The sequence below is a fragment of the Pseudomonas sp. PK-RTE-24 genome (genome assembly GCF_054052265.1).
On the sequence record NZ_CM133224.1, the window covers coordinates 4,409,441 to 4,436,127 of the forward strand.

Annotated in this window: 27 protein-coding genes; 7 read left to right on the plus strand and 20 right to left on the minus strand. The window is 57.3% G+C overall.

Translation table 11 applies throughout. The features are described from left to right. The first annotated feature begins 33 nt into the window (after nucleotides 1–33). From ACV8MC_RS19755 to ACV8MC_RS19765, 3 genes are all read left to right on the plus strand, one after another. Entirely contained in the window at nucleotides 34–852 is an 819-nt protein-coding gene (locus ACV8MC_RS19755) for an NAD(P)H-dependent oxidoreductase (protein ID WP_457263116.1), read from the plus strand. Then, entirely contained in the window at nucleotides 849–1,139 is a 291-nt protein-coding gene (locus tag ACV8MC_RS19760) for a hypothetical protein (RefSeq protein WP_457263118.1), read from the plus strand. The genes ACV8MC_RS19755 and ACV8MC_RS19760 overlap by 4 nt, the downstream gene beginning before the upstream one ends. Before the next feature lie 284 nt (nucleotides 1,140–1,423). After that, nucleotides 1,424–2,878 (plus strand): TrkH family potassium uptake protein, encoded by a 1,455-nt coding sequence (locus ACV8MC_RS19765; protein ID WP_457263119.1) that lies wholly within the window; start codon nucleotides 1,424–1,426, stop codon nucleotides 2,876–2,878. A gap of 59 nt (nucleotides 2,879–2,937) precedes the next feature. On the opposite strand, the gene ACV8MC_RS19770 is transcribed toward ACV8MC_RS19765, so the two are convergent. From ACV8MC_RS19770 to ACV8MC_RS19790, 5 genes are all read right to left on the minus strand, one after another. Next, nucleotides 2,938–3,423 carry a DUF6130 family protein gene (locus ACV8MC_RS19770; protein WP_457263120.1) on the minus strand — a complete coding sequence of 162 codons (486 nt, stop codon included), beginning with the start codon at nucleotides 3,421–3,423 and terminating at the stop codon, nucleotides 2,938–2,940. Nucleotides 3,424–3,544: 121 nt separating this feature from the next. Further along, a complete protein-coding gene (locus ACV8MC_RS19775; RefSeq protein ID WP_457263122.1) occupies nucleotides 3,545–5,935 on the minus strand; it encodes a TonB-dependent siderophore receptor in 2,391 nt (796 codons plus the stop codon). Nucleotides 5,936–6,056: 121 nt separating this feature from the next. Beyond that, entirely contained in the window at nucleotides 6,057–7,037 is a 981-nt protein-coding gene (locus ACV8MC_RS19780) for a FecR domain-containing protein (protein ID WP_457263124.1), read from the minus strand. Further along, complete coding sequence (locus tag ACV8MC_RS19785; RefSeq protein WP_125927061.1) at nucleotides 7,024–7,542, minus strand: sigma-70 family RNA polymerase sigma factor; 519 nt, start codon at nucleotides 7,540–7,542, stop codon at nucleotides 7,024–7,026. Before ACV8MC_RS19785 ends, ACV8MC_RS19780 begins: the two co-directional genes overlap by 14 nt. 270 nt (nucleotides 7,543–7,812) lie before the next feature. Beyond that, nucleotides 7,813–8,901 carry an NAD(P)/FAD-dependent oxidoreductase gene (locus tag ACV8MC_RS19790; protein ID WP_457263126.1) on the minus strand — a complete coding sequence of 363 codons (1,089 nt, stop codon included), beginning with the start codon at nucleotides 8,899–8,901 and terminating at the stop codon, nucleotides 7,813–7,815. 405 nt (nucleotides 8,902–9,306) lie between these two features. Here ACV8MC_RS19790 and ACV8MC_RS19795 point away from each other — a divergent pair, with 405 nt between their 5' ends. Next, nucleotides 9,307–10,143, plus strand: a complete 837-nt coding sequence (locus ACV8MC_RS19795; protein ID WP_457263128.1) for an MliC family protein — start codon at nucleotides 9,307–9,309, stop codon at nucleotides 10,141–10,143. A 273-nt stretch (nucleotides 10,144–10,416) separates the two neighbouring features. Here ACV8MC_RS19795 and ACV8MC_RS19800 read toward each other — a convergent pair whose 3' ends face one another. Then, entirely contained in the window at nucleotides 10,417–11,418 is a 1,002-nt protein-coding gene (locus ACV8MC_RS19800; protein WP_457263130.1) for a zinc-dependent alcohol dehydrogenase family protein, read from the minus strand. 108 nt (nucleotides 11,419–11,526) lie between these two features. On the opposite strand from ACV8MC_RS19800, the gene ACV8MC_RS19805 reads away from it, so the two are divergent. After that, on the plus strand, nucleotides 11,527–12,408 hold the full coding sequence (locus ACV8MC_RS19805; RefSeq protein WP_457263132.1) for a LysR family transcriptional regulator: 882 nt from the start codon (nucleotides 11,527–11,529) through the stop codon (nucleotides 12,406–12,408). A gap of 186 nt (nucleotides 12,409–12,594) precedes the next feature. Here the strand turns inward: ACV8MC_RS19805 and ACV8MC_RS19810 are convergent, their stop codons facing one another. From ACV8MC_RS19810 to ACV8MC_RS19855, 10 genes are all read right to left on the minus strand, one after another. Continuing rightward, complete coding sequence (locus ACV8MC_RS19810; RefSeq protein ID WP_457263134.1) at nucleotides 12,595–13,224, minus strand: isochorismatase family cysteine hydrolase; 630 nt, start codon at nucleotides 13,222–13,224, stop codon at nucleotides 12,595–12,597. Nucleotides 13,225–13,308: 84 nt separating this feature from the next. Next, entirely contained in the window at nucleotides 13,309–14,337 is a 1,029-nt protein-coding gene (locus ACV8MC_RS19815; RefSeq protein WP_457263136.1) for a D-cysteine desulfhydrase family protein, read from the minus strand. 98 nt (nucleotides 14,338–14,435) lie between these two features. After that, nucleotides 14,436–15,092 (minus strand): DsbA family oxidoreductase, encoded by a 657-nt coding sequence (locus tag ACV8MC_RS19820; RefSeq protein WP_457263138.1) that lies wholly within the window; start codon nucleotides 15,090–15,092, stop codon nucleotides 14,436–14,438. After that, nucleotides 15,089–15,304, minus strand: a complete 216-nt coding sequence (locus ACV8MC_RS19825; protein ID WP_024012974.1) for a tautomerase family protein — start codon at nucleotides 15,302–15,304, stop codon at nucleotides 15,089–15,091. The genes ACV8MC_RS19820 and ACV8MC_RS19825 overlap by 4 nt, the downstream gene beginning before the upstream one ends. Before the next feature lie 204 nt (nucleotides 15,305–15,508). Continuing rightward, nucleotides 15,509–15,976 (minus strand): HvfA family oxazolone/thioamide-modified RiPP metallophore, encoded by a 468-nt coding sequence (locus tag ACV8MC_RS19830; RefSeq protein WP_041480354.1) that lies wholly within the window; start codon nucleotides 15,974–15,976, stop codon nucleotides 15,509–15,511. A 266-nt stretch (nucleotides 15,977–16,242) separates the two neighbouring features. Next, on the minus strand, nucleotides 16,243–17,019 hold the full coding sequence (locus tag ACV8MC_RS19835) for an HvfC family RiPP maturation protein (protein ID WP_252886210.1): 777 nt from the start codon (nucleotides 17,017–17,019) through the stop codon (nucleotides 16,243–16,245). Then, nucleotides 17,012–17,896: an HvfB family MNIO-type RiPP peptide maturase gene (locus ACV8MC_RS19840; RefSeq protein ID WP_457263141.1), complete on the minus strand. Its 885-nt coding sequence runs from the start codon at nucleotides 17,894–17,896 to the stop codon at nucleotides 17,012–17,014. The genes ACV8MC_RS19835 and ACV8MC_RS19840 overlap by 8 nt, the downstream gene beginning before the upstream one ends. 112 nt (nucleotides 17,897–18,008) lie before the next feature. Continuing rightward, nucleotides 18,009–18,428 (minus strand): organic hydroperoxide resistance protein, encoded by a 420-nt coding sequence (locus ACV8MC_RS19845; RefSeq protein ID WP_457263143.1) that lies wholly within the window; start codon nucleotides 18,426–18,428, stop codon nucleotides 18,009–18,011. A gap of 59 nt (nucleotides 18,429–18,487) precedes the next feature. Beyond that, entirely contained in the window at nucleotides 18,488–19,003 is a 516-nt protein-coding gene (locus tag ACV8MC_RS19850) for an HvfX family Cu-binding RiPP maturation protein (RefSeq protein ID WP_095180030.1), read from the minus strand. A gap of 373 nt (nucleotides 19,004–19,376) precedes the next feature. Then, complete coding sequence (locus tag ACV8MC_RS19855; RefSeq protein WP_457263146.1) at nucleotides 19,377–20,438, minus strand: SDR family oxidoreductase; 1,062 nt, start codon at nucleotides 20,436–20,438, stop codon at nucleotides 19,377–19,379. A gap of 104 nt (nucleotides 20,439–20,542) precedes the next feature. On the opposite strand from ACV8MC_RS19855, the gene ACV8MC_RS19860 reads away from it, so the two are divergent. Continuing rightward, nucleotides 20,543–21,160: a dTMP kinase gene (locus ACV8MC_RS19860; protein ID WP_457263148.1), complete on the plus strand. Its 618-nt coding sequence runs from the start codon at nucleotides 20,543–20,545 to the stop codon at nucleotides 21,158–21,160. A 134-nt stretch (nucleotides 21,161–21,294) separates the two neighbouring features. Beyond that, complete coding sequence (locus ACV8MC_RS19865) at nucleotides 21,295–21,660, plus strand: low affinity iron permease family protein (RefSeq protein WP_150742172.1); 366 nt, start codon at nucleotides 21,295–21,297, stop codon at nucleotides 21,658–21,660. Nucleotides 21,661–21,734: 74 nt separating this feature from the next. On the opposite strand, the gene ACV8MC_RS19870 is transcribed toward ACV8MC_RS19865, so the two are convergent. From ACV8MC_RS19870 to ACV8MC_RS19885, 4 genes are all read right to left on the minus strand, one after another. Then, nucleotides 21,735–22,847, minus strand: a complete 1,113-nt coding sequence (locus tag ACV8MC_RS19870; RefSeq protein ID WP_252876305.1) for a hypothetical protein — start codon at nucleotides 22,845–22,847, stop codon at nucleotides 21,735–21,737. Between the two features lie 126 nt (nucleotides 22,848–22,973). Beyond that, nucleotides 22,974–23,315: a helix-turn-helix domain-containing protein gene (locus ACV8MC_RS19875; RefSeq protein WP_159894614.1), complete on the minus strand. Its 342-nt coding sequence runs from the start codon at nucleotides 23,313–23,315 to the stop codon at nucleotides 22,974–22,976. Nucleotides 23,316–23,833: 518 nt separating this feature from the next. Further along, complete coding sequence (locus tag ACV8MC_RS19880) at nucleotides 23,834–24,013, minus strand: hypothetical protein (protein WP_353187949.1); 180 nt, start codon at nucleotides 24,011–24,013, stop codon at nucleotides 23,834–23,836. A 263-nt stretch (nucleotides 24,014–24,276) separates the two neighbouring features. Then, nucleotides 24,277–26,679, minus strand: a complete 2,403-nt coding sequence (locus tag ACV8MC_RS19885) for a TonB-dependent siderophore receptor (RefSeq protein ID WP_457263151.1) — start codon at nucleotides 26,677–26,679, stop codon at nucleotides 24,277–24,279. Between the last annotated feature and the right edge of the window lie 8 nt (nucleotides 26,680–26,687).

A 26,687-nucleotide genomic window follows, 5' to 3' on the forward strand; every position in this document is an offset into this window, starting at 1 on the left:
CACTCCTTCGAAATCACAGCGGAGCCGTCCTTCATGTCGAAAAAAATATTGATCATCTATGCCCATCCCGAGCCTTCGTCGCTAACGCGGCAACTGGTGGATGTGTCTGTTGAATGCTTGACTGCGCAAGGACACGAGGTCCTGCAATCCGATCTATACGCCATGGGCTGGAAAGCGATATTCGACGAGCACGACTTTCCTCAGCGGGCCAACCCTCAGCGGCTGTCGTTCGGAGCAGAGTCCGCCCACGCCTATCGTCATCGCAGCCAAAGCCCTGACGTGGCGGCGGAGCAAGACAAGGTTCTAGCGGCAGACGTTGTCATCTTCCAGTTTCCGCTTTGGTGGTACGGCATGCCGGCCATCATGAAGGGATGGATAGATCGCGTCTGGGCAGCCGGACTCGCCCACGGCTACAAGGACGCTGGCAACGCCTACCGCTATGGTGACGGCGCTTTCAAAGGCAAGCGGGCCATGTTGTCAGTCGCTGTCGGCGGCCCCGCAGAAGACTACTCGCCGCGCGGCATCAACGGACCACTCGAGCAATTGCTGTTTCCGATCACGCACGGCTCGCTCTACTTTCCTGGGTTCGATGTGCTGCCGACGTTCGCCATATACGGCACTGGCAACTTGACCGCCGCAGATGCCGTCGCAGCCAAAGAGGCTTGGCGCACCCGACTCGAGGATTTGTTCACAGATGCGCCAATACCTTTCCGGCCTCAAAACGGTGGGGACTACACTCCCGGCAATGAGCTTAAACCGCATGTGGCCGTGGGCCAGAGCGGCATAATGGCGCACGTCGCTTATGGTGAAACAATCCAGCGCAAGCAGCTGAAAACGGAGGAGGTGACATGAAAACCTTCGTGATTCTGACTCGCCGTGCTGATGGAGCGGCAGAAGACTTCAAGCGGCTGGCGAAACCGGAGGTAGTGCACGTTTGGCAAGGCTTCGCTGGCGGTATCGTGCGCGCAGTTCATGGGCTGGCCGATGGTCCCGGTGCCGCGTTTGAACTGGAGTCCGTCACCTTCGAAGAGGCGCGTGATTACATCGAGGCGCTGCCTTACGTCAAAGGGAATCTGCTACACGTGCAGTACTGCGCGCTCAAGCCCTTCTCTGATTACGAGAGACTCGTTTCCTCCTGATGAGCGATCAGCGCAGATCAACTCCCGTTTGCACGGCGCTGCATGCTGCAGCCAGATTTTACGCGCAGCATGCAGCGTCAGGCCGGGACTCGTTTGATGCGAAGAGGGCTGGCACTGGCGGCTTCTGCCGTTTCCGGCCTGTTGCGAAGGCCTGTAATTGACTCATAGCCACGCTTTGACTCCCGCAGCCTGACTGATTGCAGGTCAAAATTTTACGGAGAATTTACGCAGTCTTTATTGAGGGCATCCGATACTGCGCGGCGCTAATTTGGAACGCTATCGTGATGTCCCTCGCAGCAATTCGGCTTATCGGCTTCATCTTGGGTATTTTTCTGATCACCCTGGCGGTAAGCATGGCTATACCCATGGTCACGCTGGTGGTCCATGAGCGTAGCGACGATCTGTCGGCCTTTCTCTGGTCGAGTCTGATTACCTTCATCTGTGGTCTGCTGTTGATCGTGCGAGGGCGTCCGGAGACCGGCAATCTTCGGCCCAGGGACATGTACCTGCTGACTACCGCGAGCTGGGTTGTTGTGTGCGCCTTCGCAGCGTTACCCATGGTTTTCATCAGCGATATCAGCTACACCGATGCGTTCTTTGAAACGATGTCGGGCATCACAACCACTGGCTCGACGGTACTCACCGGTCTGGATAGCGCCTCTCCCGGCTTGTTGATCTGGCGTTCCATGCTGCACTGGCTAGGCGGCATCGGTTTTATCGGCATGGCTGTCGCGATTCTTCCGCTCTTGCGAGTCGGCGGCATGCGTCTTTTCCAGACAGAGTCCTCGGACTGGTCGGAGAAAGTGACACCACGTTCTCATGTCGCAGCCAAGTACATCCTTTTGCTCTATCTGGGCCTGACGGGTGTCGGCACTTTGGCGCTCTGGCTCGCAGGAATGACCCCATTCGAAGCGATCAACCACGCAATGTCGTTGATCTCTACCGGCGGGTTCTCGACGTCGGACTCCTCCCTCGGGCACTGGGAGCAGCCAGCAATTCACTGGGTGGCGGTAGTCATCATGATCCTGGGCAGCCTGCCATTCACCTTGTACGTCGCAACCTGTCGGGGCAATCGGCGTGCGCTGATCAAGGATCATCAGGTACGCGGGTTTATTGGATTCTTGCTCGTCACATCGTTGGCAGTAGGTACCTGGCTGTATTTTCACAGCGACTACGGATGGTGGGACGCGTTTCGTATCGTGGCGGTCAATGTGACCTCGGTCGTCACGACCACCGGAATTGCGGTTGGCGACTACACCTTGTGGGGCAGCTTCGCTGTGTTGCTGTTTTTCTATCTGACCTTCGTCGGTGGTTGCTCCGGCTCAACGGCAGGCGGGCTGAAAATCTTCCGTTTTCAGGTGGCTGCCGCGCTTCTGGTCAGCAGCTTGAAGCAGTTGATCCATCCCCGAGCCGTGATTCAGAAAAAATACAATGGTCATCCCATCGACGAGGAAATCGTCCGTTCGCTGCTGACCTTCTCGTTTTTTTTCACCATCACGATTGCCGCCATCGCTTTGGGCCTGGCGCTGATCGGGCTTGATTGGATTACCGCACTGAGCGGTGCCGCTACGGCGGTGTGTAACGTCGGCCCAGGACTGGGTACGATTATCGGGCCGGCAGGTAATTTCTCGTCACTGCCGGATGCGGCGAAATGGCTACTCACCGTTGGCATGCTGCTAGGCCGGTTGGAAATCCTGACGGTGTTGGTGCTAGTGACCCCGGTTTTCTGGAGATATTGAGCCAGTCAATCGCTGGCAGAGACGCCGATCATTGCCTGTTTCGGTGAATAGCACAGCAGTCATGGTTTTACCGCGTGATCATCGTCAGTACGGGGAGCGTCCATCGGTTTCTTCTCCGGTACTGTAAAACTCACTGTCGTACTGGTGATGATCTGGTGCGTCGGGTCGGCCACCTCCAGCAGAACCTTGTGAGGACCGGGCGTTAGCCCGACCAGGATAATCGGGTCTTCACTGGTGTGCGCCCACGTACCTTTCCAGTCATCGACGGTCACGTGAAGGTGACCTAAGCGTGGTGATACCTGCGCAGCCACCTTGCCAAAAACCGGCATGATCCTGGCGTGCTCTGTTCGAAACTGGATGATGACCACTCCACGGGCGAGCGGCTCGGCAAGCGGCGGGTAGGCAATGAGTTTCGGCGCACTCTCGGATGCCAATGGCAGTATTGCCGGTGGAGAATCGCTGTCTGCTGCCCCTTGTCCGAGCACGGATGTGCAAAAGCAGACACCCAAAGCCAGGGCCAATAGACTTCCGGGAGCGAGGGACATGATCTGGTTCTCCGCGTGATTTCATTCAAGCGTAGATCAACCTGGGTATTGCCCGTAGTTAACGGTGCCCGCGGTAACGCGGGCACCGTTTTCTGCGTGGGGAAAACGCTGACCCGCCTGCTTACCAGTTGTAGCTCAGCTTGGCGGTAATCTCGCGGCCCGGGTTGTAGAAGTTCGCGGTGCCGGAGCCGACCACGTGCTGCTCGTCCAGCAGGTTGCTGACATTCACCGCCAGGTCGGTGCCTTTGGCGATCTTGTAGTTGAAGGCGGCGTCGAACAGCGTGGTGCCATCGCTTTTGCCGGAGTTGGCTGCATCGAAGTAATAAGCGCCGACGTAGCGCGCACCCAGGCCCACGCTGACATCGGTGGCGGGTACGTCGTAGTAACTCCACAGCGAAGCGGAGTGCTTGGGTGCCGTGGCGAACTCGTTGCCCTTCAGGGAACTGCCGTCATACAACGAACCGCGCAGTACCTCGGACTCCATATAGGAATAGCCACCGATCAGGCTCAGGTTTTGCGTCACCTGCGCCTTGGCCTCCAAGTCGAGGCCACGCGCCCGCGATTCGCCCACTGTCTGCTGCTCGATGATGCCGCTCGGCAGCACCACGGCGATGGTGACGTTTTCCTGGGTCAGGTCATACACGGCGGCGGAGAACAGTGCGTCCATCCCCATCGGCGCATACTTCACGCCCACTTCGTACTGCCTGCCTGTCTGCGGTGTTACGCCAACCTGCGGCGGCGAGACGGATTCGACCATGCTCACGTAGGTGGACACCTCATCGTTGACGATATAGGTCAACGCACCTCGGTAGGAGGTTTCGGAGAAGGTGTCTTTCTCATTGGATTGCAAGCCTTTGCTGGTCAGGTCCATCGAGTCGTTGCGCACGCCTCCGGTGACGATGAAACGCTCGTAGAACGACAGGTTCTGCTGAAGGAAGACGGCCTTGGTGGTCGCGTCTCGCTTGTTGACGGCATACGGCGCGATTGAGCGTGGAACGCCAGTAAACACAGGGTTGGCAATATCGATCGGGGTTGTCAGGGCGTAGACCGAGCTTTCCTTGGTGGTCGAATCGAGATACTCCACGCCCACCAGGCTGCTGCTGTCGATGTTCTCGAAGCGGGCATCGTATTGCAGCATCAGATTGCCGTTGAACTGGTCAGCTTCGGTGTCGGTGCCAAACAGGTATCGATCAACGGTGGTACCGACACGCGCGGCGCTGTCGCTGAGGTACACGTAGCCGAAATCATCGGTCAACTTGCTGTAACGCAGATTGCTGCGCAGCACGAAACCGTTGTCGAAATCATGGGTGACGTTACCGCTGAGGCTGGTGCGCTCGACATCGTGGAAGTTGTAGCTGGGCTCGCCATAAAACTTGCTGCGGTCGTATTCCCGATCCAGCGGATAGCCGCCGCTGTTGGGCGAACTCTCGGTTTTCAGGTAATCCAGAATCATCGTGGCCGATGTGTAATCCGTCGGTGCCCAAGTCAGGCCACCCATGAACAACTGGTTGTCGTCCTGCGAATGATCGTACTCGCGATCGCTGTTCTGGCCTTTGGCAGTAAAACGGCCGGCCAGGGTTTTCTCGTCGTTCAGCGCATCGCCGACATCGATGCCGGTCTCGACATGGTCAAACGAACCGTAGGTCACATAGCCTTGGCCAAACTTCTCGAAGCGCGGCTGTTTGGTCACGAAATTTACCGAACCGCCCGGGTCCGCAGGGCCAAACAGGGTGGAGTTGGCGCCACGCAGAATCTCGATGCGCTCATAGGCGAACGGATCTTCGCGTACGCCGCGCATCGAGCTGAGGGTCAAGCCGTCACGGTAGGTGGTGGCCTGGAAGCCGCGGATCTGGAAATAGTCGTTGCGATCATCCGTACCATAAAAGTCGCTGACCACGCCCGGCGTGTATTGCAGCGCTTCTTCCGTGGTGCTGACGCTGCGCTGCTGCATTTCCTTGTTGGTTACCACCGACACCGATGCCGGTGTATTGAGAATGCTGGTGGCCACCTTGCCGCCCACCCAGAGCTCCTTGGCAACCACCGAGTTGGCGTCGTCGTCGGCACTGACCCGGACCTTGGCATTGATGATGAGCGGGGCGAGGCGGTAGTCCTCGACGGCCGTTGCGTCGAGTTCCAGCGGGCCGGCGGTTTTTGCTTGAGGGGTCAGCAGGTAAGCATTCGGGCCTTGCTGTTCGACCTGCAATTCGCTTCCCTGGAGCAGCGATGACAGCGCTGCCGATGTATCGAGCGAGCCATTCACGCCAGCCGTGGTGCGGTTCGCCACACTCGAGGCGTCGAAGGAAAGGCTGATGCCAGCCTCGCGCGCAAAGCGGTCAAGCGCTGGCGCCAGTGGCCCGGGGGCGATATTCCACTGTTTGACCTGACTGCTCTGGTCAGCGCCCGAGGTTTGCGCCAGCGATGGCAATGCGTAGCTGCTCACGATCAAACCCAGGATCGCACCGTGCATGGCACGACTTAATGGATGGCGCTGTGAAACCGGGGACGAACTCATTTTCTCGCTCCAAGAAAGGACATCGGCAGACTGGCCTGTATTCCGGCCTTCCTTACAGGTCGAACGAGAATGAGAAACCACCTCATTAATTTTCAGGTAGCGAAGAAATAATCGGGTGGAGTCAGGTGGCAGCGGTTACGGTGACCCAGTAACGGGTTCGGTAATCAATGTGCAGGCGCAGTGACTGCGCGATCAATGCCAGGACCCGATCGTTGTCGGCGAGCTGGAAGGTGCCGGAAACGCGTCGATCAGCGACCTCTTCGGCGCAGCGCAGGACTCCTGGGCGATAACGCGACAACTCTGCGATGAAGTCACCAAGGCGCATATGGTTCGCACTGATCACACCGTCACCCCAACCCCATGGATCAAGACCGTTGTCCCTGAACGTTCGGGTGCCGCTTGGGGTGAACAGCAGTTGGTTTCCTGCCAGGACGTTGCGGCTCGCAGGCGTTTGACTGGAGCCGGGGAACACCGTGACTGATCCTTCCTGAGCTGCGACCAGAGTGCCGTCGTCACGCTCGCGGACCAGAAAGCGCGAGCTATGGGCTCGCATCATTCCGTCGCGTGATTGCACCCACAACGGTCGCGCTTGCGGCGAGTGTTGATCCGCACCGACATTCACGATGATTTCACCACGGCGCAGGATGATCAGGCGCCGCTGGGCGTCGAAATCGCTGTCGACGGCGCTATCGCTATTGAGCTGGATAAGGCTGCCATCATCGAGTTTGAAACGTCGTTGCTCGCCGGTGCTGCTGCGCTGCTGTGCAAGCATGGAGGGCAGGGGGGTGTAGTCGCGGCCGAGCCAGGCTGCCGTGCCGACCGTCGCCAATACGCCCAGTAGCTTCAGGCTTTCCCGCCGGCGCATTCCATGTTGGGCGCCCTTAAGGGTTTGTCGAGCCAGCTGAGCTGGCACGCGTTCGAATTCATCGCCAAGCGTTTCCACACGCTGCCACGCCAACGCATGCTCCGGGCGCTGCTGCAGCCAGTGCTCAAACGTGCGCTGTGTCTGTTCATCGGCTTGATTGAAGCGAAGGCGCACCAGCCATTGGATCGCCTGCTCGACAATGGCCGGATCCAGCGCCTCGGGCTCAGGCCTCGACATAACGCAAGCGATAGCAGTTTTGCAGGGCCGTGGCCAGGTCGCGCTCCACCGTCGCGCGGGAGACTCCGAGCTTTTCGGCGATTTGCGCGCAGGTCAGACCGTCGAGTCGGGCAAATAAAAACGCCTGGCGTACTCTTGGTTTAAGCGAGTCGAGCAAACGGTCTATGCGCTCGAGCGCATCGAGAATCATCAGCCGGCTTTCTTCCGATGGAACCTCGTGTTGCGGCAGCAAGGTGATGCTTTCCAGGTAGGCACGTTCGAGTTCGCGACGACGATACTGATCAATCATCAGACCGCGGGCAATGCTGCTCAAATAGGCGCGTGGCTCGCGCAGGGCGCCGGACTGATGGCGGTGTTTGAGCACACGCACAAAGGTGTCCTGCGCCAGATCTGCGGCGTTATCGCGACAGCCAATGCGACGGACCAGCCAGCCCTGTAACCACGAGAAGTGGGTGCGATAGAGCAGCCCTGGATCTGCAGTACCTAGTGTTTCGTCGCTACGCATCGGCATCCCGGGACATACATGATTGATAATGAATCGCATTCTACTCAGGCGTTGGGCCATCAGGCAAATACGTCGCGCGTAGTGTCTGCTTCGGGCGAAATGACGCCCCGGGTTTCCTGGACAATTGGCCACAGTTCAGGCTGACGCGCCGATCCCGGTAATAGGCCCAGGCTGGGTTGCTACGTTACTGGTCAGAGGTGCAGTCATTCTTGTTTTTCTCCTCATCGCATCACCTTAGGATCGAACGTCTGCTCTTGGCCGATTTCTGCCTCACAAGAGGCTTCCCTCCGCTTGCAAAAAACGATCAGGCCGGCATGGGCAAAGGGCACTGGACACCTTGTCATCGATGATCTCTTCGCTGGCCAGACGTCCCACTATCGCCGCCAAAGTAATTCCAGGGTGCATTGCACAAACGTAGACGCCACCTATATTGGGGAGATAACCGATGATGGGGATGCCATCGGCAGGCATGGGCCTGAGGCCGACACAAGCCCGTTCCGGTTCTATGGAGACGACACCATGGAGTTCGTTCTGGATTGTCTTGGCAGTGCGAAGCGCTATCGCTGCCGGCTGATTTTCCACGGCATCGTTCAGATAATCTTCCGCCGCGAGCAACGCACCATCCGAACTTTGCCGCACTTCCATTTCAGGGCTGGATATGAGGGTGTGTACGAGGTCGGGTTGTGACTTGTAACGGATGAAAATGGCAGGGGAGGCCTCTATTGGCAGGGACACTCCAAGCATGTCTGTCAGTTTCGTGATGCCTGCCCCGGCTGCCAATACGACAATATCGGCATCGATGACGCCTTTGGTTGTTTCGATTCCTGTCACCATTGCGCTCTGGGTTACAAAACCGAGCACTCGCGTCTGAGTGAGAATCTTCGCCCCATATGCCTGCGCACCTGCGATCAACGCATGCGTAGCTGCCACTGCGTCCAGCGCTCCTTCTTCAGCCGCATACAGAGCAGACTGGGGAGGGTTCTTGAGATTTGGTTCCAAGTCGAGAATCCGCGATCGAGACACCAGGTTTGCTGAAGCCTGGTGACCTGAGACTGGCAGCGCCTCAATCGCCATCGCACTGTAAGACAAGGCGCCTGTCCATCTTATCTCCAGACCTGGCAGCTGCGTTTCGAGTCGGCGGTACTCCTTGATGGCAGAACCGCGCAGTTGCGCGATTGGGTCGGGTTCGGGGTGTGAGGCATTGAGCCAGGCGAATGAGCTGCCAGTCACTCCCGAAGCTATATCTTCAGCTTCTAGCAAAGTGACATTCGCGCCTTTACTTGCCAAGTGATACGCCAATGACGCGCCAACGATGCCTGCACCAATGACAACGACCCTTTTGCCCTGACCATTTCCCATATCAACCTCCGTTTTGTCGATGTGCCGATGGTACGGCAGCCGGATGATTTCATGACATGAGAACCTGATCGTTGAGCTTTTTAAGTGTCTGCTTCTGGCCGAATCCGACAACGGTGCCGCGCGACTGATCCACCCCGGTCCTTCACCCACGTGGAGGGCACCACCATGTACACAATCGTTAAATATCGACCTCAGCCATGGAATAAGGGGAAGCTCGTCGGCCAGAAAGCTCCGCTTCGAGTCAGGGATATCTGAGCCTTGAGGCAATCAATCTCCTTCCATCTACTTATGGCCGATTGATGTGGCTCATCAGGTGCTGCAATCACTATTGACTCACCAATCACTAGCGGATGAGACCGGCTAAGATGAGTGGTTGGCGACTGCGTAAATCCAGGGAAACCGCACATGCGCAAATATTTGGTCTTGCTATTGATTGGCGTCACAGGCGTTGCCAAGGCGCAATCTCAATGCTCAAACACGTGGTATCAATCGGTCGATAAGGTTCTGCATACGGCTGATATGCAAGGGCACGGACCGGATCTAGGTTCTGACGAATGGAAGTCAGTGATCGAGATAAAGCTGGGGCTTCAAGATGGGTTAGATGTCCCTGAGCGAAGCTCCGAACAGTGGTGCAATTACATTGATCAGCAAATCAGTGCGATACAGTCGACCGGGGCGCGCACGGGAACATCGTCGGCTATCAATTCGTCACCTGGTCCATCTTACGATTGCTCAAAGGCGGAGCCTGGCGGTGTCGAAGCATTGATATGTGAAGACAAGGAATTATCTGCCCTCGATCGCAAACTCTCGGCAGTGTATGCCAGTGCGAGTATCAAGGCTGGCAACGAGCATCCTCCAATGCTCAAAGCAGAGCAGCGGGGGTGGATCAAGGGGCGGGACGATTGCTGGAAGAGTGATGACGTCGGTGCATGCCTGCGCATGGAATACCAGAACCGCATCGCTGAGTTGCAAGCACGGTACCGACTGATCTCTGGCACTGGACCTGTCTTTTACGAATGCGACGGCAACCCTGCAAACGAGGTAACTGTCAGGTTCTTCGAAACTGATCCGCCGACATTAATAGCCGAGCGTGGCGACAGCGTATCGCTGATGTACCAGCAACTCAGTGGCATTGGCATCAAGTACGTTGGGCGTAATGAATCGCTTTGGGAACATAAGGCCGAAGCCATCATCACTTGGGGATATGGTGCGCCCGAAGAGCAATGCAAAAGAAAACCTTGAGCAGCGGTTTGTTCAGGCCAGGTAATTACAAATGGGTGAGAGGCCAGCTCTCATAGAAAGAGCCGCCTAAAGGGATCGGGTTGCCATCCATATGGTGTGCGGCCCATGCCAATAGGTGTGCCATACGTTCGGCAGCAACTGGCGACAGCGTTTTGGGCTGGAGAAGACCATGGGGGCGGCAGCTCTTGGCCGAAAGCGGTTGCCCTTGTGTGGCAACTAACGGCCAAAGGCGGACGCTTTTGGCCGAGTGCGCTCTAAAAAGATTACAAGGAACTATGCACCCACAAACTCGATCACCGTCTTGCCCTTGCCGCGGCCTTCGGCGACTTGGCGAAACGCCTCGTTGACGTCCTGCGGCGCAAAGTGCTGTTGATCCACGCGGATCGTCAGTTGATCCGCGTCGGCCAGCGCAGCGGCCTCGCGCAGGATAGCGCCGTGATGTTCGCGTCCTTTGCCGGTGAGCAGCGGAGCCAGAGTGAAGACGCCCGAGTAGGTGGCACTTTTGAACGATAACGGTGCCAGGCTGTGCTGGCCCCAGCCCAGGCAGCTCAGCACGTGCCCGGTATAGGCTTTCACGGCTTTGAATGATGCATCCAGCGTGCTGCCGCCGACGGTGTCGTAGACAATGTCGAACCCTTCGCCGGCGGTGTAGTGCTCGACATAATCCTCAACGCTCTGTGCCTGATAGTCGATCGCCGTCGCCCCCAGCGAGCGTATGAAGTCCAGACTGCCCGCCGAACCTGTGGCGTAGACATCGGCACCGCGAGCCTTGGCCAGTTGCACAGCCACTTGGCCGACCCCGCCCGCGCCGCCATGAATCAGTACTCGCTGGCCGGAGCGAACATTGGCGCTATCGACCAGACCTTCCCATGCGGTGATGAATACCAAAGGCAATGCAGCCGCCTCACGCATGCTGAGGGTGTGTGGCTTGACCGCGATCAGGCGGGCATCCACGGCAATGTACTCGGCCATGGTGCCTTGGGCACCGCCGATCCCGCCGGGCATGCCGAAGACTTCCTGGCCCTGGGTGAATCCTTGGACTGCTTCACCCACTTCAACCACCGTACCGGCGAGGTCAAGGCCGAGCACGGCCGGCAGCGTTTGACGGGCGTGAGCCCCTGCGCCGGCGGCAATTTTGGTATCGAGCGGATTGACCCCTGCGGCGTGAACCTTGACCAGGACTTGCCCCTTACCGGCAACAGGGCGATCGATGTGACGGATGGCCAGAGGGGATTGAGCGGACTCGGCGATGGCGGCAAGCATGGAATGTTTCATGGCGCGAACCTGTGTTGGGATGGACGCTTACAGATTGCCGCGCTTTAATCATTCCGATAAGAAACCCAATGTGCATATGACTTATTCCCCAAAGAGAACCAATCGTCGATGGATCTGTTCGACAGCATGCATGTCTTTGTTCGCGTCGTGGAGCGCGGGTCTTTCTCGGCGGTCGCCCGTGAACTGAACATGGGGCAGCCGGCAGTGAGCAAGCAAGTGCGCGCGCTGGAGCAGTATCTGGGTGGGCCATTGTTCGCACGCAGCACTCGGCATTTGGCCCTGACCGACCAAGGTCAACGCTTCTACGACCACTGCCAGGAAATTCTCGGCCACGTCGAAACTGCTACACGGAGCTTTACCAGTGGCCAGGAGCAGATCGCCGGCCCTTTACGAGTCGCCGCCCCGGTCAGTTATGGAAGGTTATGCATCGCACCGCTCATAGGGATTTTCCTGCAACGCCATCCTGACGTGCGGATTGACCTGCGGCTGAGTGACCACAATGAAGACCTGCTCAAGGAAAACATCGATCTGGCTATTCGCATTGGCGCGGTGAAGAGCGAGGGATTGGTGGCACTGCCACTAGGCAATAGCCCACGGCGTGTCTATGCCGCGCCCGGTTACCTGGCTCTGCACGGCGTGCCACTTGAGCCAAGCGAACTGTCCGATCACAACTGCATCGGCTTCACGTTGCTGGAGCATTACGACCGTTGGCACTTTACGCACCTCGGCCAGGCGTTCGATGTAGTTATCCAGGGTAACGTCACCAGCAACAGCAGCGAGGCCATCCGCGAAATGGTGCTCTGCGGCTTGGGTATTTCCCTCTCACCGCAATGGCTGTTCACAGCTGACGTCGAGCAGGGCAGGGTGAGTACCGTACTCGACAACTATCAGACCAGCGCGCTGCCTGTCAGCGCCGTACTCAGCCGCGAGCGACGACGTTCAGCGCGGACGATGGCGTTCATCGATTTTCTACGCGAGCAATTGTTGTAGAAGCGTTTCGCCGGGAAGACGGATCTACATCGACCATCAGCGAATTTTCCTGCCATTGAAGCCGACAAGAACAGGTGGCTCAAGCTGATTTCTGCACAGCTCTTATTGGCGGTCGATCAAGCGCTGAGTTGTCCTTGGAGTGAGCGCGCTACGGCAAACTGGCGAAATCGGTGAGGTTCCTCGCCATTACACCTGCGCTGCAAGCGCCTCAATCAATTCCTGGGTGGTCACGATTGAATGAGCGAAAGTCGGCCCGTTCAACTCGTGGGCGGCGTGCATCATTTCCGCACGGAAAGCGGCGGTCGCATCCCGCACCAGCGTGACGTGGTAGCCCAGTTCCGAGGCGTAGCGGGCGGTCGCTTCGATGCAGGTGTTGGCGAGCAGGCCGACGATGATGACGTGGGTGATGCCTTTCTGCTTCAAACGAAAATCAAGGTCGGTATTGGCAAAGCCGCTGGAGCCCCAATGTTCCTGCACGACAATGTCGCCGTCCTTTGGCGCGAAATCGGGATGCCATTCGCCGCCCCATTCACCACGTGCGAAGTGGTGCATGTGCATGATTTTGCATTGGGTCGGTGTTGGATGATCCCAGCCTTCGTAGTCGCCATGTTCCCAACGGTGGTGCGGCACGATGACCACCGGAATGTTCTGCGCTCGTACGGCGCGATCGAGGGCCCGCAGGTTGTCGAGCAGCCCGACCTGTTCGGCAATCGGCTTGATCAAGGGGAAGACCTTGCCGTTTTCCGAGAGAAAATCGTTGTACGGATCGACCAGCAGATAAGCGGTGCGGTTCAGCGGGTAAGAGGCGTTCGACATGACGATGTACTCCACGCAAGTTGAGTGACCGATGCCGTGGGCTCGCCCGGGCATCAGTTTTTTATGACGACGAAAAAGCTCAAGTCAGTTGAAGGCGCTGCGGTAGGCAAAGAGGCCAGGCAAGCCGCCGGTCATCACAAACAGTAGATTGCTTCCTGCCGGGTAGTCGCCTTGGCGCACGGCAGCGAGCAACCCGGCGAAGGCCTTGCCACCGTAGACCGGATCCGTCAGCAAGCCCTCAACGGAGGCCAGCAGCCGGACCGCTTCGAGCATCGATTCGGTGGGGGCGCCATAGGCGTCGCCACGTTGACTGCCATCCACAGTGATTGCGCTTTCCGCAAGGGTTGCGGACGGGTCCAGGAGCTGCAAGGTTTCCCGAGTTTTGCTCAGGGTCGCCGCCGTGGCCTGCTCCTCAGTTGCCAATACCGAATAGCCGATAACTTCGGTTGATGATCGAGCGAGTGCCAGACCCGCTTGCAGTCCTGCATGGGTTCCGGCGCTGCCGTTGGGGATGATGATCCGCTCGAAGTGAACGCCGAGCGCGTCTGCCTGGCGGAGGATCTCCCCTGCACAAGCGGCGTAGCCCAGACTGCCCCTGGGGCTGGAGCCGCCCAACGGTATGAGGAAGGGTTTTTTGCCTTGGCTTTTGAGCGCGCTGAGCAATTCGCCAGCGTAGCTGTCCGGCGTCAGACCCCGCGGCAGTCGATGAACCTTTGCGCCAAACAGGTCATCAAGCAATACGTTGCCGTTATGACAAAAATCATCATCGCTGCGCACCGCAGACGGGGTCAGGATAAGCTCGCAGGCCAAACCTTGGCGGGCCGCGACGGCGGCGGTCAGCCTGGCGTGATTGGATTGAAAACCGCCCCAGGTAACCAGTGTGTCGGCGCCTTCGGCCAATGCTTCGCCAAGCAGGAATTCAAGTTTGCGCAGTTTGTTACCACCACCGCCAAGGCCCATCAGGTCATCGCGTTTGACGTAGAGATTGCAGCCATGCAGCTCGGCTGCCCGGCTCAGGCGGGACAGCTTCTGAATCGGTGTCGGACCTTCCAGCAGCGCCACTCGAGGGTAAGCAGCCAGCGCAGTTTCCAGTTGATTCAAGTCGTGAGGCATGACGGTTCACTTGACGTTGATGAAAGGAAGTGGGGCGGTCACTTCACCAAGGCCCCGGCCAAATGGTTAATAACTGGTATTGAAGTTAAGTCGCTTTGTCAGGCTGTGGCGGGCTCTCGTGCGACTTGCCTGAGGATTTGTTCGTATTCCTTGACGGATAGCGATCCGGACACCAACTGACGACCGTTCAGTACCATGGCCGGGACCGAATTAATTCCGCGCTCAAGGTAAAAACTCTCAAGTTCACGGACCTCGAGAGCGAACGCCTCGCTGGCCAAAATCTCTCGGGCGCGGGTGGTTGAAAGTCCCGCTTCACCGGCCAGGCGCACCAATGTTTCGTGGTCGCTGGGGTTCTCGCCATTGGTGAAATAAGCCTCGATCAGGATTTTCTTCAGCGCGACCTGGCGGCCTTCCTGCACGGCCCAGAGCAAAAGGCGATGGGCATCGAAGGTGTTGTAGAAATGACTGCGCTTTTCCAGGTCGAACTGAAAACCGATGGCTTTGCCGCGCGCGACGATCATTTCATTGCGCGCGGCGACTTCTTCGGCGCTGCGCCCGTATTTGCGCATCATGTGCTTGATGGCGTGCTCGCCCTCGGCCGGCATGTCCGGGTTCAGTTCGAACGGCTTGAAGGTCAGTTCTACGGCAACCTCGCCGGCAACATTGGCGATGGCTTGTTCCAGCGCCGTGGCGCTGAGTGCGCACCAGGGGCACACCACATCCGACACAAAGTCGATACGGACGGGGAAAGTCATTTCTTCGACTCCGCCAGCTGTTGGCGGTACTCGGTGGTGGTAATTCCGGCATAGCCCCAGTTATCGGTGTCGACCTCTTCAATGACGATATGGGTGAGGTGCGGGTCCTTGTTGAGGACTGTTTGCATGGTTTTGGTGATCTCGGCGATGACTTGGGATTTCTGTTCTTTGGTAACGCCGTCGCGAGTGATACGAACGCTGATGAAAGGCATGGGATAAGTCTCCTGTGGGCGCCCCATCGACATGATGAGGGGAGCAGTGGGATGGACTTTAGAGTGTTGCGTTCAGGGGATAAATCAGGGGCGGAGAACATCACTTATAACGCGGTGTAATCAATACAACTGGTGGCTTTGCAGAAGGTAAATCGCCCTCCCTGGCTGCAGGCGCGGGGAGGGCGAATGCTACGGCGGGAGGAATCAGTTCTGCGCTTTGCTCATGCGGGTAAATAGCTCGGTGGGTACTTTCTTGCCGTTGGAAATGTACTGGTTGGTTCTGAACTTGTAGACCTCACCTTCCGAAAGAAAACCATCGTGGTTGGTGTCCATCGCTTTGAATTCTTCACCGCCCTGAGGTGCCACAGCCAGCAGCTCTTTAAGAGAAACGAGGCCATCATGGTCGGTATCTGTGCGAGCGAAAGAGTCGTCCCCACATTTGCCTTCACCGCACTTGCCCTCGGCAGTAGCGGACTTGTCGCTGGCTTCGCTGGCGCCGCATTTGCCTTCGCCACACTTGCCTTCGCCGGTTTTATCGGCCGATGCCAGTTGGTAGCCTTGGGGCAATGGCTCAACAGCAAAAGCCGCAGACGATGCCAGGCTCATGCCACCGGCTAAGGCAATTGCGGCCAGGCCGAGACTGGTTTTGTTCGACATTGGTTTACGGTACATAGTGCTTCTCCAGATGCTTTGCGCGGCGAGGCCGCGATTCATGTCACGGGGCGGATAGACCCTCAAGGAAGCTCGAGGCGAAGGGCGCAAGCGTCTTCCACTTCGACAGAGCGACCTTATTCGGGCAGGCCTATTTAGCGGGAGTCATGTATCGGCGATGTATCGGCGAGAGGAGCATTTGTAAGCCAATCCCAAGACTTCGCGTTTGGGTACATAGAGATACAAAAACCGACCTCAGCCTTTGCGCGTCAGTCAGGACAACAGCTTTAAACGGGTGTCGCTGCTACCCCGACGGCAGCTTGCGCATGCAGCTGGCGCAGCAGAACCAGTGCGTCAGCGACGAAGCCGGTCACGTCTGAAGCACCAGCCTCCGCAGCCAAAGCGTGCAACTGCGCTCGACCATCCATGTCAGGGAACTGCTCGATCCGCTGCAACAAACGGAACGCGAGAGGGCTGACCTGGGAGAATTGCACCTGGCCACTCTGCACACGGCTGATCAGCAGCAACGTCGGTTGTTCTGGCGGTTCAGAAGGCAGATGACCTGGCCCGAGACGATGTACGGCCCAGGTGTAAGCCAGCGGCCAGACGAGCGGGGAGAGCCTGAGGGGGCGGTCGAGTAAGTGCGCCGCATCACTGGCCTTTAACGGCGCAGCGTCCAACTGTTGCAGCGCCATTTCCACCCACTCGTAATGCGCCAATTCAGGCAAGAACGGGTACCAGGGGTGTTCGTGATCAGGCGAGTCCTCCAGGCTCGCTACGAAGTCTACAAACTCACGAGCAATTTCTCCGAAGCGTGGCGTTTGCGCGCGGTAATCACGCAAAAAACGTCGCACCAGCGCACGCCAACCGGCATCACCCAGCACGGCAACCAGCACCGGAAACGTCCCACCCAGCAACCCCAACAGATTGTTCAACACCAAGTTGAGATAGACCTGCGCTCTTGCGGGATTCATCTGCGCAGGCGGCGCATAACTGTCCGGGTCACGCAGGTACCGGGTCAGCGCGAGCTGCTGACTGTGCAAACTTGAAGGGGAGTCAGCCATCGACAGTCACCCGCGCCAAAGCACCCGCGTCGCGTTGCAAGCGCCTGATGGTGTTCAGCTCAGCCACCAGTTCGTCGTAGGACGGAAAGTTGAAATCGCGCTCCAGCAGGGTTGGCTTCACGCCGAAAAGGTCATAAGCCTGTCCCAGCAATGACCAGACTACCGGTTTGACCGACGCACCATGGGTGTCGATGATCAGGTCATCAGCTTCGTCGTAATGCCCAGCCACATGCATGGCGACTACGCGTTCTGGTTCCAGGCCGGCGAGGAAAACCGTTGGATCAAAGCGATGGTTCACTGAGTTGACGTACACATTGTTTACGTCGAGCAACAGGTCGCAATCGGCCTCGCGAAGCACTGCATTGGTAAAAGTGAGTTCGTCCATGTCCTGATGAGCAGCGGCGTAGTAGGAGACGTTTTCTACAGCAAGACGACGACCGAGAATGTCCTGTGCACGGCGGATGCGCGCAGCAACGTGATGAACTGCCTCCTCAGTGAATGGCAACGGCAGCAGGTCGTAGAGATGGCCATCGTCACTGCAGTAACTCAGGTGTTCGCTATAGAACGGCACGTTGAAGCGATCGAGAAACCCGCGGACTTGCTCAAGAAAAGACTCGTCCAGCGGCGCACTGCCACCCAGCGAAAGTGACAGACCATGGCATGACAGCGGATAACGTTCAGCTAGCATCTGCAGGGCCGCTCCATGCGCGCCGCCGATGCCGATCCAGTTCTCTGGAGCAACCTCTAGAAAATCGAAATCACCGACTGGAGCGTCACGAAGCGTGTTGAGCAGCGCACGGCGCAACCCGAGCCCGACTGTCGCCTCCAGGGGGAGCTGTGGATCTACATGCGTTGGTGATGAAGTGTTCGTTTGCATGAGCTCAATACTCCGATTCGACGTCTGGAACCCCCGATCCACAGCACCTCCACGGTTACCGCAGGCAGCCGGGGGGTGTGAATCGGGTGATTGAAACCCGCCACAGTTCTGCTCAAACGAGGTTGATCACCACGTTGATGTTGTTCCGCGTCGCTTTGGAGTACGGGCATGTCTGGTGTGCGGTATCGATCAGCTCTTGAGCGACGTTGCGATCCAGGCCGGGAAGGAAGACGTTGAGGCGAGCCTGGAGGAAATACGCACCATCGGTTGTGCCTAGATCCACTTCGGCGTAAACGGCAAGGTCAACCGGGAGGGTGACTTTCAGCTTGCTCGCCGCAAGCCCCATCGCGCCGATAAAACAGGCCGACCAACCTGCGGCGAACAACTGCTCTGGGTTGGTACCGGCGCCAGAGGTGCCAGGCGACGACAGCTTTATATCCAGTCGGCCGTCGTCACTGACGGCGGTGCCATTGCGACCACCCGAGGAGGTATGGACTTTGCCGGTGTACAGCACTTTATCAATATGGGACATGATGAAACTCCTGATTACTAGTGGGGTTGAGAGCGATAACCTTGGTGAAGCGATAACACTCAGCGTGCATTCAAGCGCTTGAGATACCGACCGATGAATGCATCCAAGCTCAGCTTGCCGGCGCCTGTGAACACGAGTGGCAGAAGTGCGACGAGATAGATCAACGGCAGCTTGAAATTGCCGTAGCCTTTGTTGCTGATGGAGTACCCCATAGCCAGTTCGCTCAACGTCGACCACTCTGCTGGCCAGTGAACTGCGGCAGTTGCCACGACGGTGACCACTATGAGGATCAGTGCCGAAAGGCGTGTTCCCAGGCCTACAAGCAAAGCAATGGAACAGAGCAGCTCTGCCCACATGGATAACTGCCAATTGAACGTAGCCGGCAGCTGATTGAAGGGAAAAGGAAAGGCCCCTTGAATGCTGGGGAACCAGTTCTCACCGTTCCACTTTTCCCATCCCGCTTCAAAAAACTCCCAGGCCAGAAAAACGCGCAGGCTTAACGGCGCGATCCAGTCTCCAGCACGATCGAGATTAAGGTGCAGCCGATTCAAGACCGATGACGGATTTGTTTGCATTGGTTTAATCCTCCAACTTGTCGTCAAGAAAGTGGAAGCCGTTCAGGTGCTCCCAATGACAGGTGTCAGGCACAGGAGCACTGCGCTGGCCGTGAGCGCAGTTCATCGTGCTGGTGTATCTCGCTTGTGTCTGAGGGGGCGGGAAGATCAATGTTGTGTAACGTGTTTGCGTCCGTACACACTTGGATACAGAGCGATACCTGTGGAAGGCGCTATTTTGGAGTTGGGATATACGATCGGCTGCGTTCTGCCGGTGACTGGCAGGAGGATTTCACAGGGCGAATGAAAGTCGCAGATGTGGGGGGCGAGGGCGTGGAAATGACTGTTGAATGAGGGGGCACGCCAGGTGCCCACCTTATCTGTCTGGAACCGCCTAAGGGATCAAGCGCATCTCCCGCAGTTTGTCGAACACGTCGAAAAATGCCTGATCGCTCGCCTGGTAGGCAGTGAAGCCCATCAGGCGGCTTTTCGACATATCCGTGACCACTTCGATGGGGCGGCCAAGGTCGGCATCGGTATGCCATGGGGAAATCAGACGTCCAATGTCGGACTCTTTCAAACCGTGCTCCGCGACTATTTGCGCCCATACGGCTTGATCGTCAGCCATCTGCTTTTCAAGGGGTGAGACTGAAGCGGGATAATCGGCAGCAGGCAGGTCGAAGTATTCGGCAATGCGGCCCCACATCCATTTCCACCGGAATACATCGCCATTGGTGATATTGAATGCCTGATTCGCCGCAGCCGGCGTGGTGGCCGCCCACAGTTGTTGTTTCGCCAACTGCCGCGCATCGGTCATGTCGGTGAGGCTGTCCCACTGCACTTTTGATCCTGGAAATACGAAAGGGCGATTGGTGTGTTTGCAAATCGAGGCATAGACGGCGAGGGTGGTTGCCATGTTCATCGCGTTGCCCACGGCCACCCCAGTGACGGTATGCGGGCGATGAACGCTCCAAGTGAAACCGTCCTGTTCAGCAGCGGCGAAGAGTTCGTCTTCCTGAGCGTAATAGAAATTCTCGACATCGAGACGACCCTGTTCTTCGCGAAACGGCGTCTGCGGCAGACTGCCTTTCCCATAGGCTTCGAAAGGGCCGAGATAGTGTTTCAGGCCGGTAACCAGTGCTACGTGTTTGACGCTTTTCGCTGGGCGAATGGCCGAGAGCACGTTGCGCACCATGGCGGCATTGACGCGAATGTTTTCGGCCTCCGTGGCTTGCCGCGACCATGTGGTAATGAACACATGCGTGGGTTTCACATCCCTCAGCGCCTGTTCCAGAGAAGCAGTATCCTGAAGGTCTGCCGCGACAGGCATCACGCCTTGAACTTGAGATGGATGCCTCGACAGCGCGGCGACCTGCCACTGGTTGTCGATAAGTAACTGGGTGATGGCGCTGCCGACAATGCCGCTGGCGCCCACGACTAGAGCTGTCTGGGTCATAGGTTTCTCCTGAATTCAGGTTTGGGAGTCCGCCTGAGCAGAAGAGGTTCAACCTGAAAATCCGTTAGAGTGCGCGCTACTCCCCGTTAAAGCCTGTGAGAAAAATGACTCGTCCGCTGTTTGTCGCTCTGGATGGCCCCAAAGGCGTCGGCAAAACCTCGCTGTTGGAGGCCATCACTGAAGTCCTGAGGGCAGACAACCAGAAAGTCATCCGACTCTGCGAGAAAAAAAGCGACCCGTTCAGGGGCGAGACAATGCACTTGGTGAACCGGCTCGTCCGCCATCCTGACAGGAATCTGGAACTGGAAGTTTGCCAACGCCTGGCTGACAGCCGCCGCTGGATTTCCCGAAACGTGCTGACCAGACAACCCACCGACAGCATCATCCTGATCGATCGCTGGTATCCATCCGATGCGGCGTTTCGCCGGATAGTCCCGTTTGCTGAAATCCTGCAATTAAACCGTGATCGCAACGTTCAGGTGCCCGACCTGCATGTTGGCGTGGTCACGGCGGCGGAGATTTCGTGGGCGAGGGCGGGGGCGCGACGGCGTGGCTTGAGCAGTACTGTGCTTCGCGGTCTGGAGGAGCATGTCGACTGTACCCAGGCTTTTGAGCAAGCCGCTGCCGAACAGGGTTGGTTTATATGCCGCAATGAGGGAGCAATCGAGGAGGCGACGGGGCGGGTGGTAGGGGAGATTAATCGGGTGGTGAGCCGCCGGTGAGCCGCCGGTGCAGCCGCTCGATCTGACGCCTGAGCAATCGTGCGAATCTGCGCCACCGACGAGCGGCGCAAATATGACAAAGTATTTCGCCACCAAACGAGGTCAAGTGATTAGGTTTATTCAGAGGTTTCAAGATGAGATTTGCACGCTTTTGCCAGACACTGTCCAACTGGGCGGGTAGCCCGAAGACCTTTTTGACAGCGATCGTTCTGATCGTCGCCTGGGCTGGCACAGGGCCGTACTTTCATTACAACGACACTTGGCAACTGATCATCAACACCTCGACAACGATCATTACGTTCCTGATGGTATTCCTCATTCAAAACACCCAGAACCGCGACAATGACATTCTGCATCTGAAGATCGATGAGCTGATACGAGCTACCCACGAGGCACAGAATGCTACGTTGGGGCTGGAGCAAATGGGCTCGAGTGAGCTGCGAAAACTTCGTGAACAATACCGCATGCTGGGTGAGTCAGGGCAGATCAAGTTTGATTGAAACTGGCGAAGCACCCGCAAAGCTACGGGGCTCCAGCATTGCGAGCATTGCTGGAGCCCCGCATCGATCGGCTATCAGTCGAAACTCAGTTCCTGAGTCTTGATGTGATTGGCCACTGCGCCGGAGATGGCGTCGAAGATTGCTTTTTCATTGTTGCTGTAGACCTCCATGTCGAGATCCAGGGTAATGGCAGCGCTGCGGATCATTACACCTTCATGGTGGTAGCTGACAAACAGTGAGTGCCAGTCTGTGAATTCCACATCCAACACGAGGTAAACCACTGTCACCGAAGCCATGCCCTGGTCGTTCTTGATGGGGCCAAAGGCGACAGTCGTGCGGCCGTCCTTAGTGCTGGCCTTGTTCCACCAGAAGGTCATGAAGTCGTGGGTGCCCGAATCGTTGGGATCCTTGGCCAAGAGCGTCGCGAGCTGCTTGAAACTCTCGAGTTCCGTCGCTCCCAGATACGTGCCAACGATGGTGGTCAGCAAACTACCGATGTCCACGTCACCTGAAGAGACATCCTGCCTGACCTGGCCGCCACTCGCTGCCTTTACGGTAAAGCCCAGATCGGTCAGTTGGTAAACCACAGCATCGAACCATTGCTTCGTCTGCAGATAGTCCGTATTGGTGATGTCCACGCCCTTGTTTTTCAGGACGGCGCGCGCAGCCCCCTGTGCGTAGAGGTTCAGGTGAGAGTATGCGCTGACCTGCTCCGGGGTAGCATCGGTCATGGCATAAACCAACTGCGAGTCGATGGCTGTGGCGTCGATTGTCGTCGTAGTTCCACCGGTTAGTACGCTGCCCAGCTTCGGCGGCGCAAGGGCAGGCCAAGCGCAGGTGATGATCCTGCTCGTAAACCCCACACCATCGCGAAGATAGGCTTGACGAGAGCGCCAGTCGGGATGGGAAGTGCGGTCGATAGTGAAAGGGACGTCACGCAAGCCTTCGGGAGGGTTACCTATAGACTTGTCGATTGCCACGTTGAGTCTCTTCAGAAGCCCGTCGCACTCGCATTTCGCGAAAACATTCAGATGGTAGTTCAGGCCTTCTGTGTTGGTGACTTGCACGTGAGCACCAGCCCCCAGGGCCGCTTGGCAAGTTGAGATGTTCCGACCGAAAAGGCTGAACGTTTTCTGGGACTCGAACTTCACTTCTACATCAGCTTTTGCAGATTCCTTAGTGCACATGATGATCTCCAGCTCATACCCAGGCGTCATTGCTTGGGCATCTAGAAGTTATCAATATCGGCCCCTTCGTGAAGCTCAGTCGGTTGAGCAGGGCTCACGAATTGCCCTGAAAATATTGCGTGGCGCTCAAGGTGCTGGAGTAGTCACTTCATCAAGAAACTTGGCGAGGTTACGAACATCGTTGTCGGCCATTCTTTCAATTACGTCCGCGAGCGCTTTGCGATGCGGCGCGTCATGCATGGCGCCGAGCGTGTGCTGTCCACGGCCGAGCAGAAGCCAATCGGCATTGACGTTCAGCTCGACGCACAGCTTGGCGAAGTTCTCCATACTGATTGGCTCTGAACGAAACCACCGACTGAGGGCGCTGTCCGTCACACCGATTCGGTGTGACAGCGCGTAGAGTTTTGGAAACCCACGAAGGGTATATGCGAACTGAAGTCTCTCGCCGTAGCTTTTGATGCCATGCATTTCCATATCTTTCTTCGTCCTTTACTCGGAGAGGCATCGAAAGCTTCAGAAGTCCGCAGCCTCTCCGGGTTTAAGGCGGGTGAAGCCCCCAAGAGCGAATCGAGTGTGGTGAGAGGCACATGGCAGCGCGCCAACGATTGCTCTCGTCCATGCTAAAGACGAACTCATGTGCAGTGATATGAACTTTGCCGACTGAGAGCTCAGGTAGGTGTCCGGCCAAGGTGGTGAGAGGTCAAGGTGGGAGAAAAACGACGCTGGATAAGTTTAAGCCCAGACGATGCTGCATACCTTATTTAACATAATATACATTACACGTAACAAGATGTTACGGGCTTCGCGTGGTTGTCGTGGTTGTCACGGGTAATCGAAATCCACTGCCACGATAAATACTGCCAAACCTCTACCTCCGGTATTGCCGCAGATTTCCCCATCCGATCATTCAACTGAAAAAATCCCGCTACTTACCGTAACGGGATTTCTGAGCTGGTTGAAACGCCTCGACTACACTTCTGGAAAATTTACTCGTCACTCACCGGGTTTATAGGCTCGGTCGTTTGCGCATTAATAATCTTCGTAACAGCACGCTGATCCACCGGTTCGTTGATTAAATCCTTTCGGCGTGCCAGTTGCGCGGGTGTTAATTGTTTCAATTGCTCTGGAGTCAGGTTCAAGAGCTGGTCATCGCTGAACGTTGTCATGGAGTTTGCTCCTTGGAGGAATGTGCTCATTACGCAGCGACTATCCTTTGCGCCTCAGAGCAATTTTAAAACTGTAAGAAATAACAGTTTTTTAGGCCCGTTCGCGTTATCGCTCATAACGAAAAGCCATGTAGAGATGCGACTGGTTGGGCTGAGTCATTACCTCGGCCGCTATCGCGACTGATTTTTGTTAGCTCAACTAAACGGTCATTTAGTGTAGTTAACGTATTTTCGACGACGATCGACGCACTTACCCTGCTCCGTTAGAAGTCTACCGTCGCCGACAGCAGATACGTTCGCGGCGTCGAAAGCGTCAATCCCGGCTCACTATCATCCGATGCACCCGCCGAGCTCCAATAGCGTTTATCCAGCACGTTTTCGACATTTGCGCGCAAGGTGATCGTCTTCTCGTCCAACTTGAAAGCATAGCGTGTGCCTACGTCGAACCGTTCCCAGGAGTCGATTTCCTTATCATTCGCCTGATCCAGATACTGCGAACTCGAATAGATTGCACGACTGGTCAGTGTCAAACCCTGCACGCTCGGCACGTCCCACTCTGCACCAAGGTTGACGTTGTATTTCGGTGTTGCCGGTGCGCGGTTGCCGTCGAATGTGCCGTTGGTGGTGTGGGTCAGTTCGCTGTCGATGTACATCACACCGCCCAGCAACCGGAAACCTTTGAGCGGTTCGCCGAACACGCTCAGTTCTACGCCGTTGTTTCCGCGTTTGCCGTTCGGGCCGAAGACTCGTGTGGTCGCATTGGTTTCGTAGGCAGGTTGTTTGATGCGGAACACCGCTGCCGTCAGCGCGTATGCACCCGCGTCGTACTTGGCGCCGACTTCGACCTGGCGGCTGATGAATGGCGGGAAGATTTCGTCTTCGTTGATCGACGTCGATGGCGCGATCTTGCCTTGGCTCAGACCTTCCATGTAGTTGGCGTACAGCGAAAGTTTGTCCGTCGCCTTGAACAGAATCCCGCCCGACGGCGAGACCTTTTCTTCATCGTAGGCCGTATCGCCCTTGATGCCGTCGCTCCAGTCATCGACTTTGACCCGCTGCCAGCGCGCGCCCAAAGTCAGCAGCAGTCGATCCTCGAAGAAACCGAGCGTGTCGGACAAGGCCACGCCGCTGAAGCGATTTTCGGTGTAGACCTTGGCGTCATTGCGGGTCGGCGTGCCGGGTCTGGCTATTTCCACCGGGTCGTAGAGATTGCTGCGCCCGGCCGCGTAACGGGCGCCGCCGTTTTCGAAGTCCATATAAAAGTAGTTGGCCGCCAGGTTCACTTCATGGCTGACCGGTCCGGTCTGGAACCAGTTGCGCACCCCAGCGGTAGCCGTGCGAACGTTTTCGTCGCGAGTGAAGTCGCGCGGCTGGACGCTGAAGTCGCCGGCGTCATTGGTCACTGAAACCGCGTGGCGCAAGAAGTCGTGATTGCTTTTGCGTGCGCCGACGCCGCCATACAGCATGACCGAATCGCTGACATCGAACTCGCCGTTGAGCGTGCCGAAAGTGTCTTTGGTTCGCGCCCGGCTCCAGGGTTGCGCATAGTTGTCGCGCACATCATTGGCGTTCGGCACCTTGGCGTTGGTCGCGACTTGCACGCGTTCCTGCGGTGCGTCGGTGTCGCGTTCGGTGTGGCCGATATCGGTGGAAAGTCGCAAGCGTTCACCACGGAAATCCAGACCGAGTACTGCCATGTCGCGATCGACACTCTGATGATCCCATTCTGTATCACCGGACTGTTTAACCCCGTTGAAGCGCACCCCGAATTGATTGTCTTCGCCAAAACGCCGTCCGACATCCACCGCGCCGCCGACTTGATTGTTCGAGGCGTAATTGGCTGTCAGCGAGGTGATCGGCTTGTCGGTCGCGCGTTTCGGCACGACGTTGATCCCCCCTCCTACACTGCCCCGTGGCGAAATCCCGTTGATCAATTGGCTCGGGCCTTTGAGGATGTCGACGCGATCGGCCATTTCCATATCAATCGTGTAAGTCGGCAACACACCGTAGAGGCCGTTGTAGGCAACATCACTGTTGAACAGGCTGAAACCACGGATGGTGAATTGCTCATAGCGGCCACCGGCAGGGTTGGTGGCGCGTACCGAAGGGTCGGTACTGATCAGATCGCCGAGCGTGCGCGCCTGTTGGTTTTTCACCGTTTCGCTGGTGTAGGTGGTCATGCTGAACGGGGTTTCCATGAAATCCCTGGAACCCAACAACCCTTGCGAGCCACGCCGCGCGACCTGACCGCCAGCAAACACGTCGGCATCCGCTGAACCGCTCGCGCCGAGAATGGATGTCGGCGCAAGTTGCAAGGTGCTGCCTTGCGCTGCGGGCACCAGCGTATAAGCCTGATCGCCGACCGGTTGCAGCTGCAAACCCGAACCCAGCAACAACCGGCTGAACCCCTCCTCCACGCCATATTCACCGGACAAACCATTGCTGTTGCGGCCGCTGACCAGTGCCGGATCCACCGACAGATTGACGCCGGCGAGACCGGCGAAGCGCGTCAGCGCTGTACTCAGACTACCGGCCGGCACCTGATAACTGCGGCGACTGCCATCGTCGGCCCAGCTCGATTGGATCAACACGGGGCTGGCACTCAGGCTCAGCAAAAGGCTCAACTGCAACAACGGACGCAAACGACCTGGAAATACTGCGGGCATTGGAAGAA

What these genes read in the sequence shown, in the direction of transcription:
- ACV8MC_RS19820 (WP_457263138.1), bottom strand. Translation starts at nt 15,092, where the DNA reads ATGACTTTCCCCGTCCGTATCGACTTTGTGTCGGATGTGGTGTGCCCC.
- ACV8MC_RS19845 (WP_457263143.1), bottom strand. Translation starts at nt 18,428, where the DNA reads ATGTCCCATATTGATAAAGTGCTGTACACCGGCAAAGTCCATACCTCC.
- ACV8MC_RS19850 (WP_095180030.1), bottom strand. Translation starts at nt 19,003, where the DNA reads ATGCAAACAAATCCGTCATCGGTCTTGAATCGGCTGCACCTTAATCTC.
- ACV8MC_RS19830 (WP_041480354.1), bottom strand. Translation starts at nt 15,976, where the DNA reads ATGTACCGTAAACCAATGTCGAACAAAACCAGTCTCGGCCTGGCCGCA.
- ACV8MC_RS19880 (WP_353187949.1), bottom strand. Translation starts at nt 24,013, where the DNA reads ATGACAACGTTCAGCGATGACCAGCTCTTGAACCTGACTCCAGAGCAA.
- ACV8MC_RS19780 (WP_457263124.1), bottom strand. Translation starts at nt 7,037, where the DNA reads ATGTCGAGGCCTGAGCCCGAGGCGCTGGATCCGGCCATTGTCGAGCAG.
- ACV8MC_RS19790 (WP_457263126.1), bottom strand. Translation starts at nt 8,901, where the DNA reads ATGGGAAATGGTCAGGGCAAAAGGGTCGTTGTCATTGGTGCAGGCATC.
- ACV8MC_RS19825 (WP_024012974.1), bottom strand. Translation starts at nt 15,304, where the DNA reads ATGCCTTTCATCAGCGTTCGTATCACTCGCGACGGCGTTACCAAAGAA.
- ACV8MC_RS19865 (WP_150742172.1), top strand. Translation starts at nt 21,295, where the DNA reads ATGAGATTTGCACGCTTTTGCCAGACACTGTCCAACTGGGCGGGTAGC.
- ACV8MC_RS19835 (WP_252886210.1), bottom strand. Translation starts at nt 17,019, where the DNA reads ATGGCTGACTCCCCTTCAAGTTTGCACAGTCAGCAGCTCGCGCTGACC.
- ACV8MC_RS19760 (WP_457263118.1), top strand. Translation starts at nt 849, where the DNA reads ATGAAAACCTTCGTGATTCTGACTCGCCGTGCTGATGGAGCGGCAGAA.
- ACV8MC_RS19755 (WP_457263116.1), top strand. Translation starts at nt 34, where the DNA reads ATGTCGAAAAAAATATTGATCATCTATGCCCATCCCGAGCCTTCGTCG.
- ACV8MC_RS19870 (WP_252876305.1), bottom strand. Translation starts at nt 22,847, where the DNA reads ATGTGCACTAAGGAATCTGCAAAAGCTGATGTAGAAGTGAAGTTCGAG.
- ACV8MC_RS19860 (WP_457263148.1), top strand. Translation starts at nt 20,543, where the DNA reads ATGACTCGTCCGCTGTTTGTCGCTCTGGATGGCCCCAAAGGCGTCGGC.
- ACV8MC_RS19800 (WP_457263130.1), bottom strand. Translation starts at nt 11,418, where the DNA reads ATGAAACATTCCATGCTTGCCGCCATCGCCGAGTCCGCTCAATCCCCT.
- ACV8MC_RS19815 (WP_457263136.1), bottom strand. Translation starts at nt 14,337, where the DNA reads ATGCCTCACGACTTGAATCAACTGGAAACTGCGCTGGCTGCTTACCCT.
- ACV8MC_RS19775 (WP_457263122.1), bottom strand. Translation starts at nt 5,935, where the DNA reads ATGAGTTCGTCCCCGGTTTCACAGCGCCATCCATTAAGTCGTGCCATG.
- ACV8MC_RS19875 (WP_159894614.1), bottom strand. Translation starts at nt 23,315, where the DNA reads ATGCATGGCATCAAAAGCTACGGCGAGAGACTTCAGTTCGCATATACC.
- ACV8MC_RS19855 (WP_457263146.1), bottom strand. Translation starts at nt 20,438, where the DNA reads ATGACCCAGACAGCTCTAGTCGTGGGCGCCAGCGGCATTGTCGGCAGC.
- ACV8MC_RS19885 (WP_457263151.1), bottom strand. Translation starts at nt 26,679, where the DNA reads ATGCCCGCAGTATTTCCAGGTCGTTTGCGTCCGTTGTTGCAGTTGAGC.
- ACV8MC_RS19770 (WP_457263120.1), bottom strand. Translation starts at nt 3,423, where the DNA reads ATGTCCCTCGCTCCCGGAAGTCTATTGGCCCTGGCTTTGGGTGTCTGC.
- ACV8MC_RS19785 (WP_125927061.1), bottom strand. Translation starts at nt 7,542, where the DNA reads ATGCGTAGCGACGAAACACTAGGTACTGCAGATCCAGGGCTGCTCTAT.
- ACV8MC_RS19805 (WP_457263132.1), top strand. Translation starts at nt 11,527, where the DNA reads ATGGATCTGTTCGACAGCATGCATGTCTTTGTTCGCGTCGTGGAGCGC.
- ACV8MC_RS19795 (WP_457263128.1), top strand. Translation starts at nt 9,307, where the DNA reads ATGCGCAAATATTTGGTCTTGCTATTGATTGGCGTCACAGGCGTTGCC.
- ACV8MC_RS19765 (WP_457263119.1), top strand. Translation starts at nt 1,424, where the DNA reads ATGTCCCTCGCAGCAATTCGGCTTATCGGCTTCATCTTGGGTATTTTT.
- ACV8MC_RS19840 (WP_457263141.1), bottom strand. Translation starts at nt 17,896, where the DNA reads ATGCAAACGAACACTTCATCACCAACGCATGTAGATCCACAGCTCCCC.
- ACV8MC_RS19810 (WP_457263134.1), bottom strand. Translation starts at nt 13,224, where the DNA reads ATGTCGAACGCCTCTTACCCGCTGAACCGCACCGCTTATCTGCTGGTC.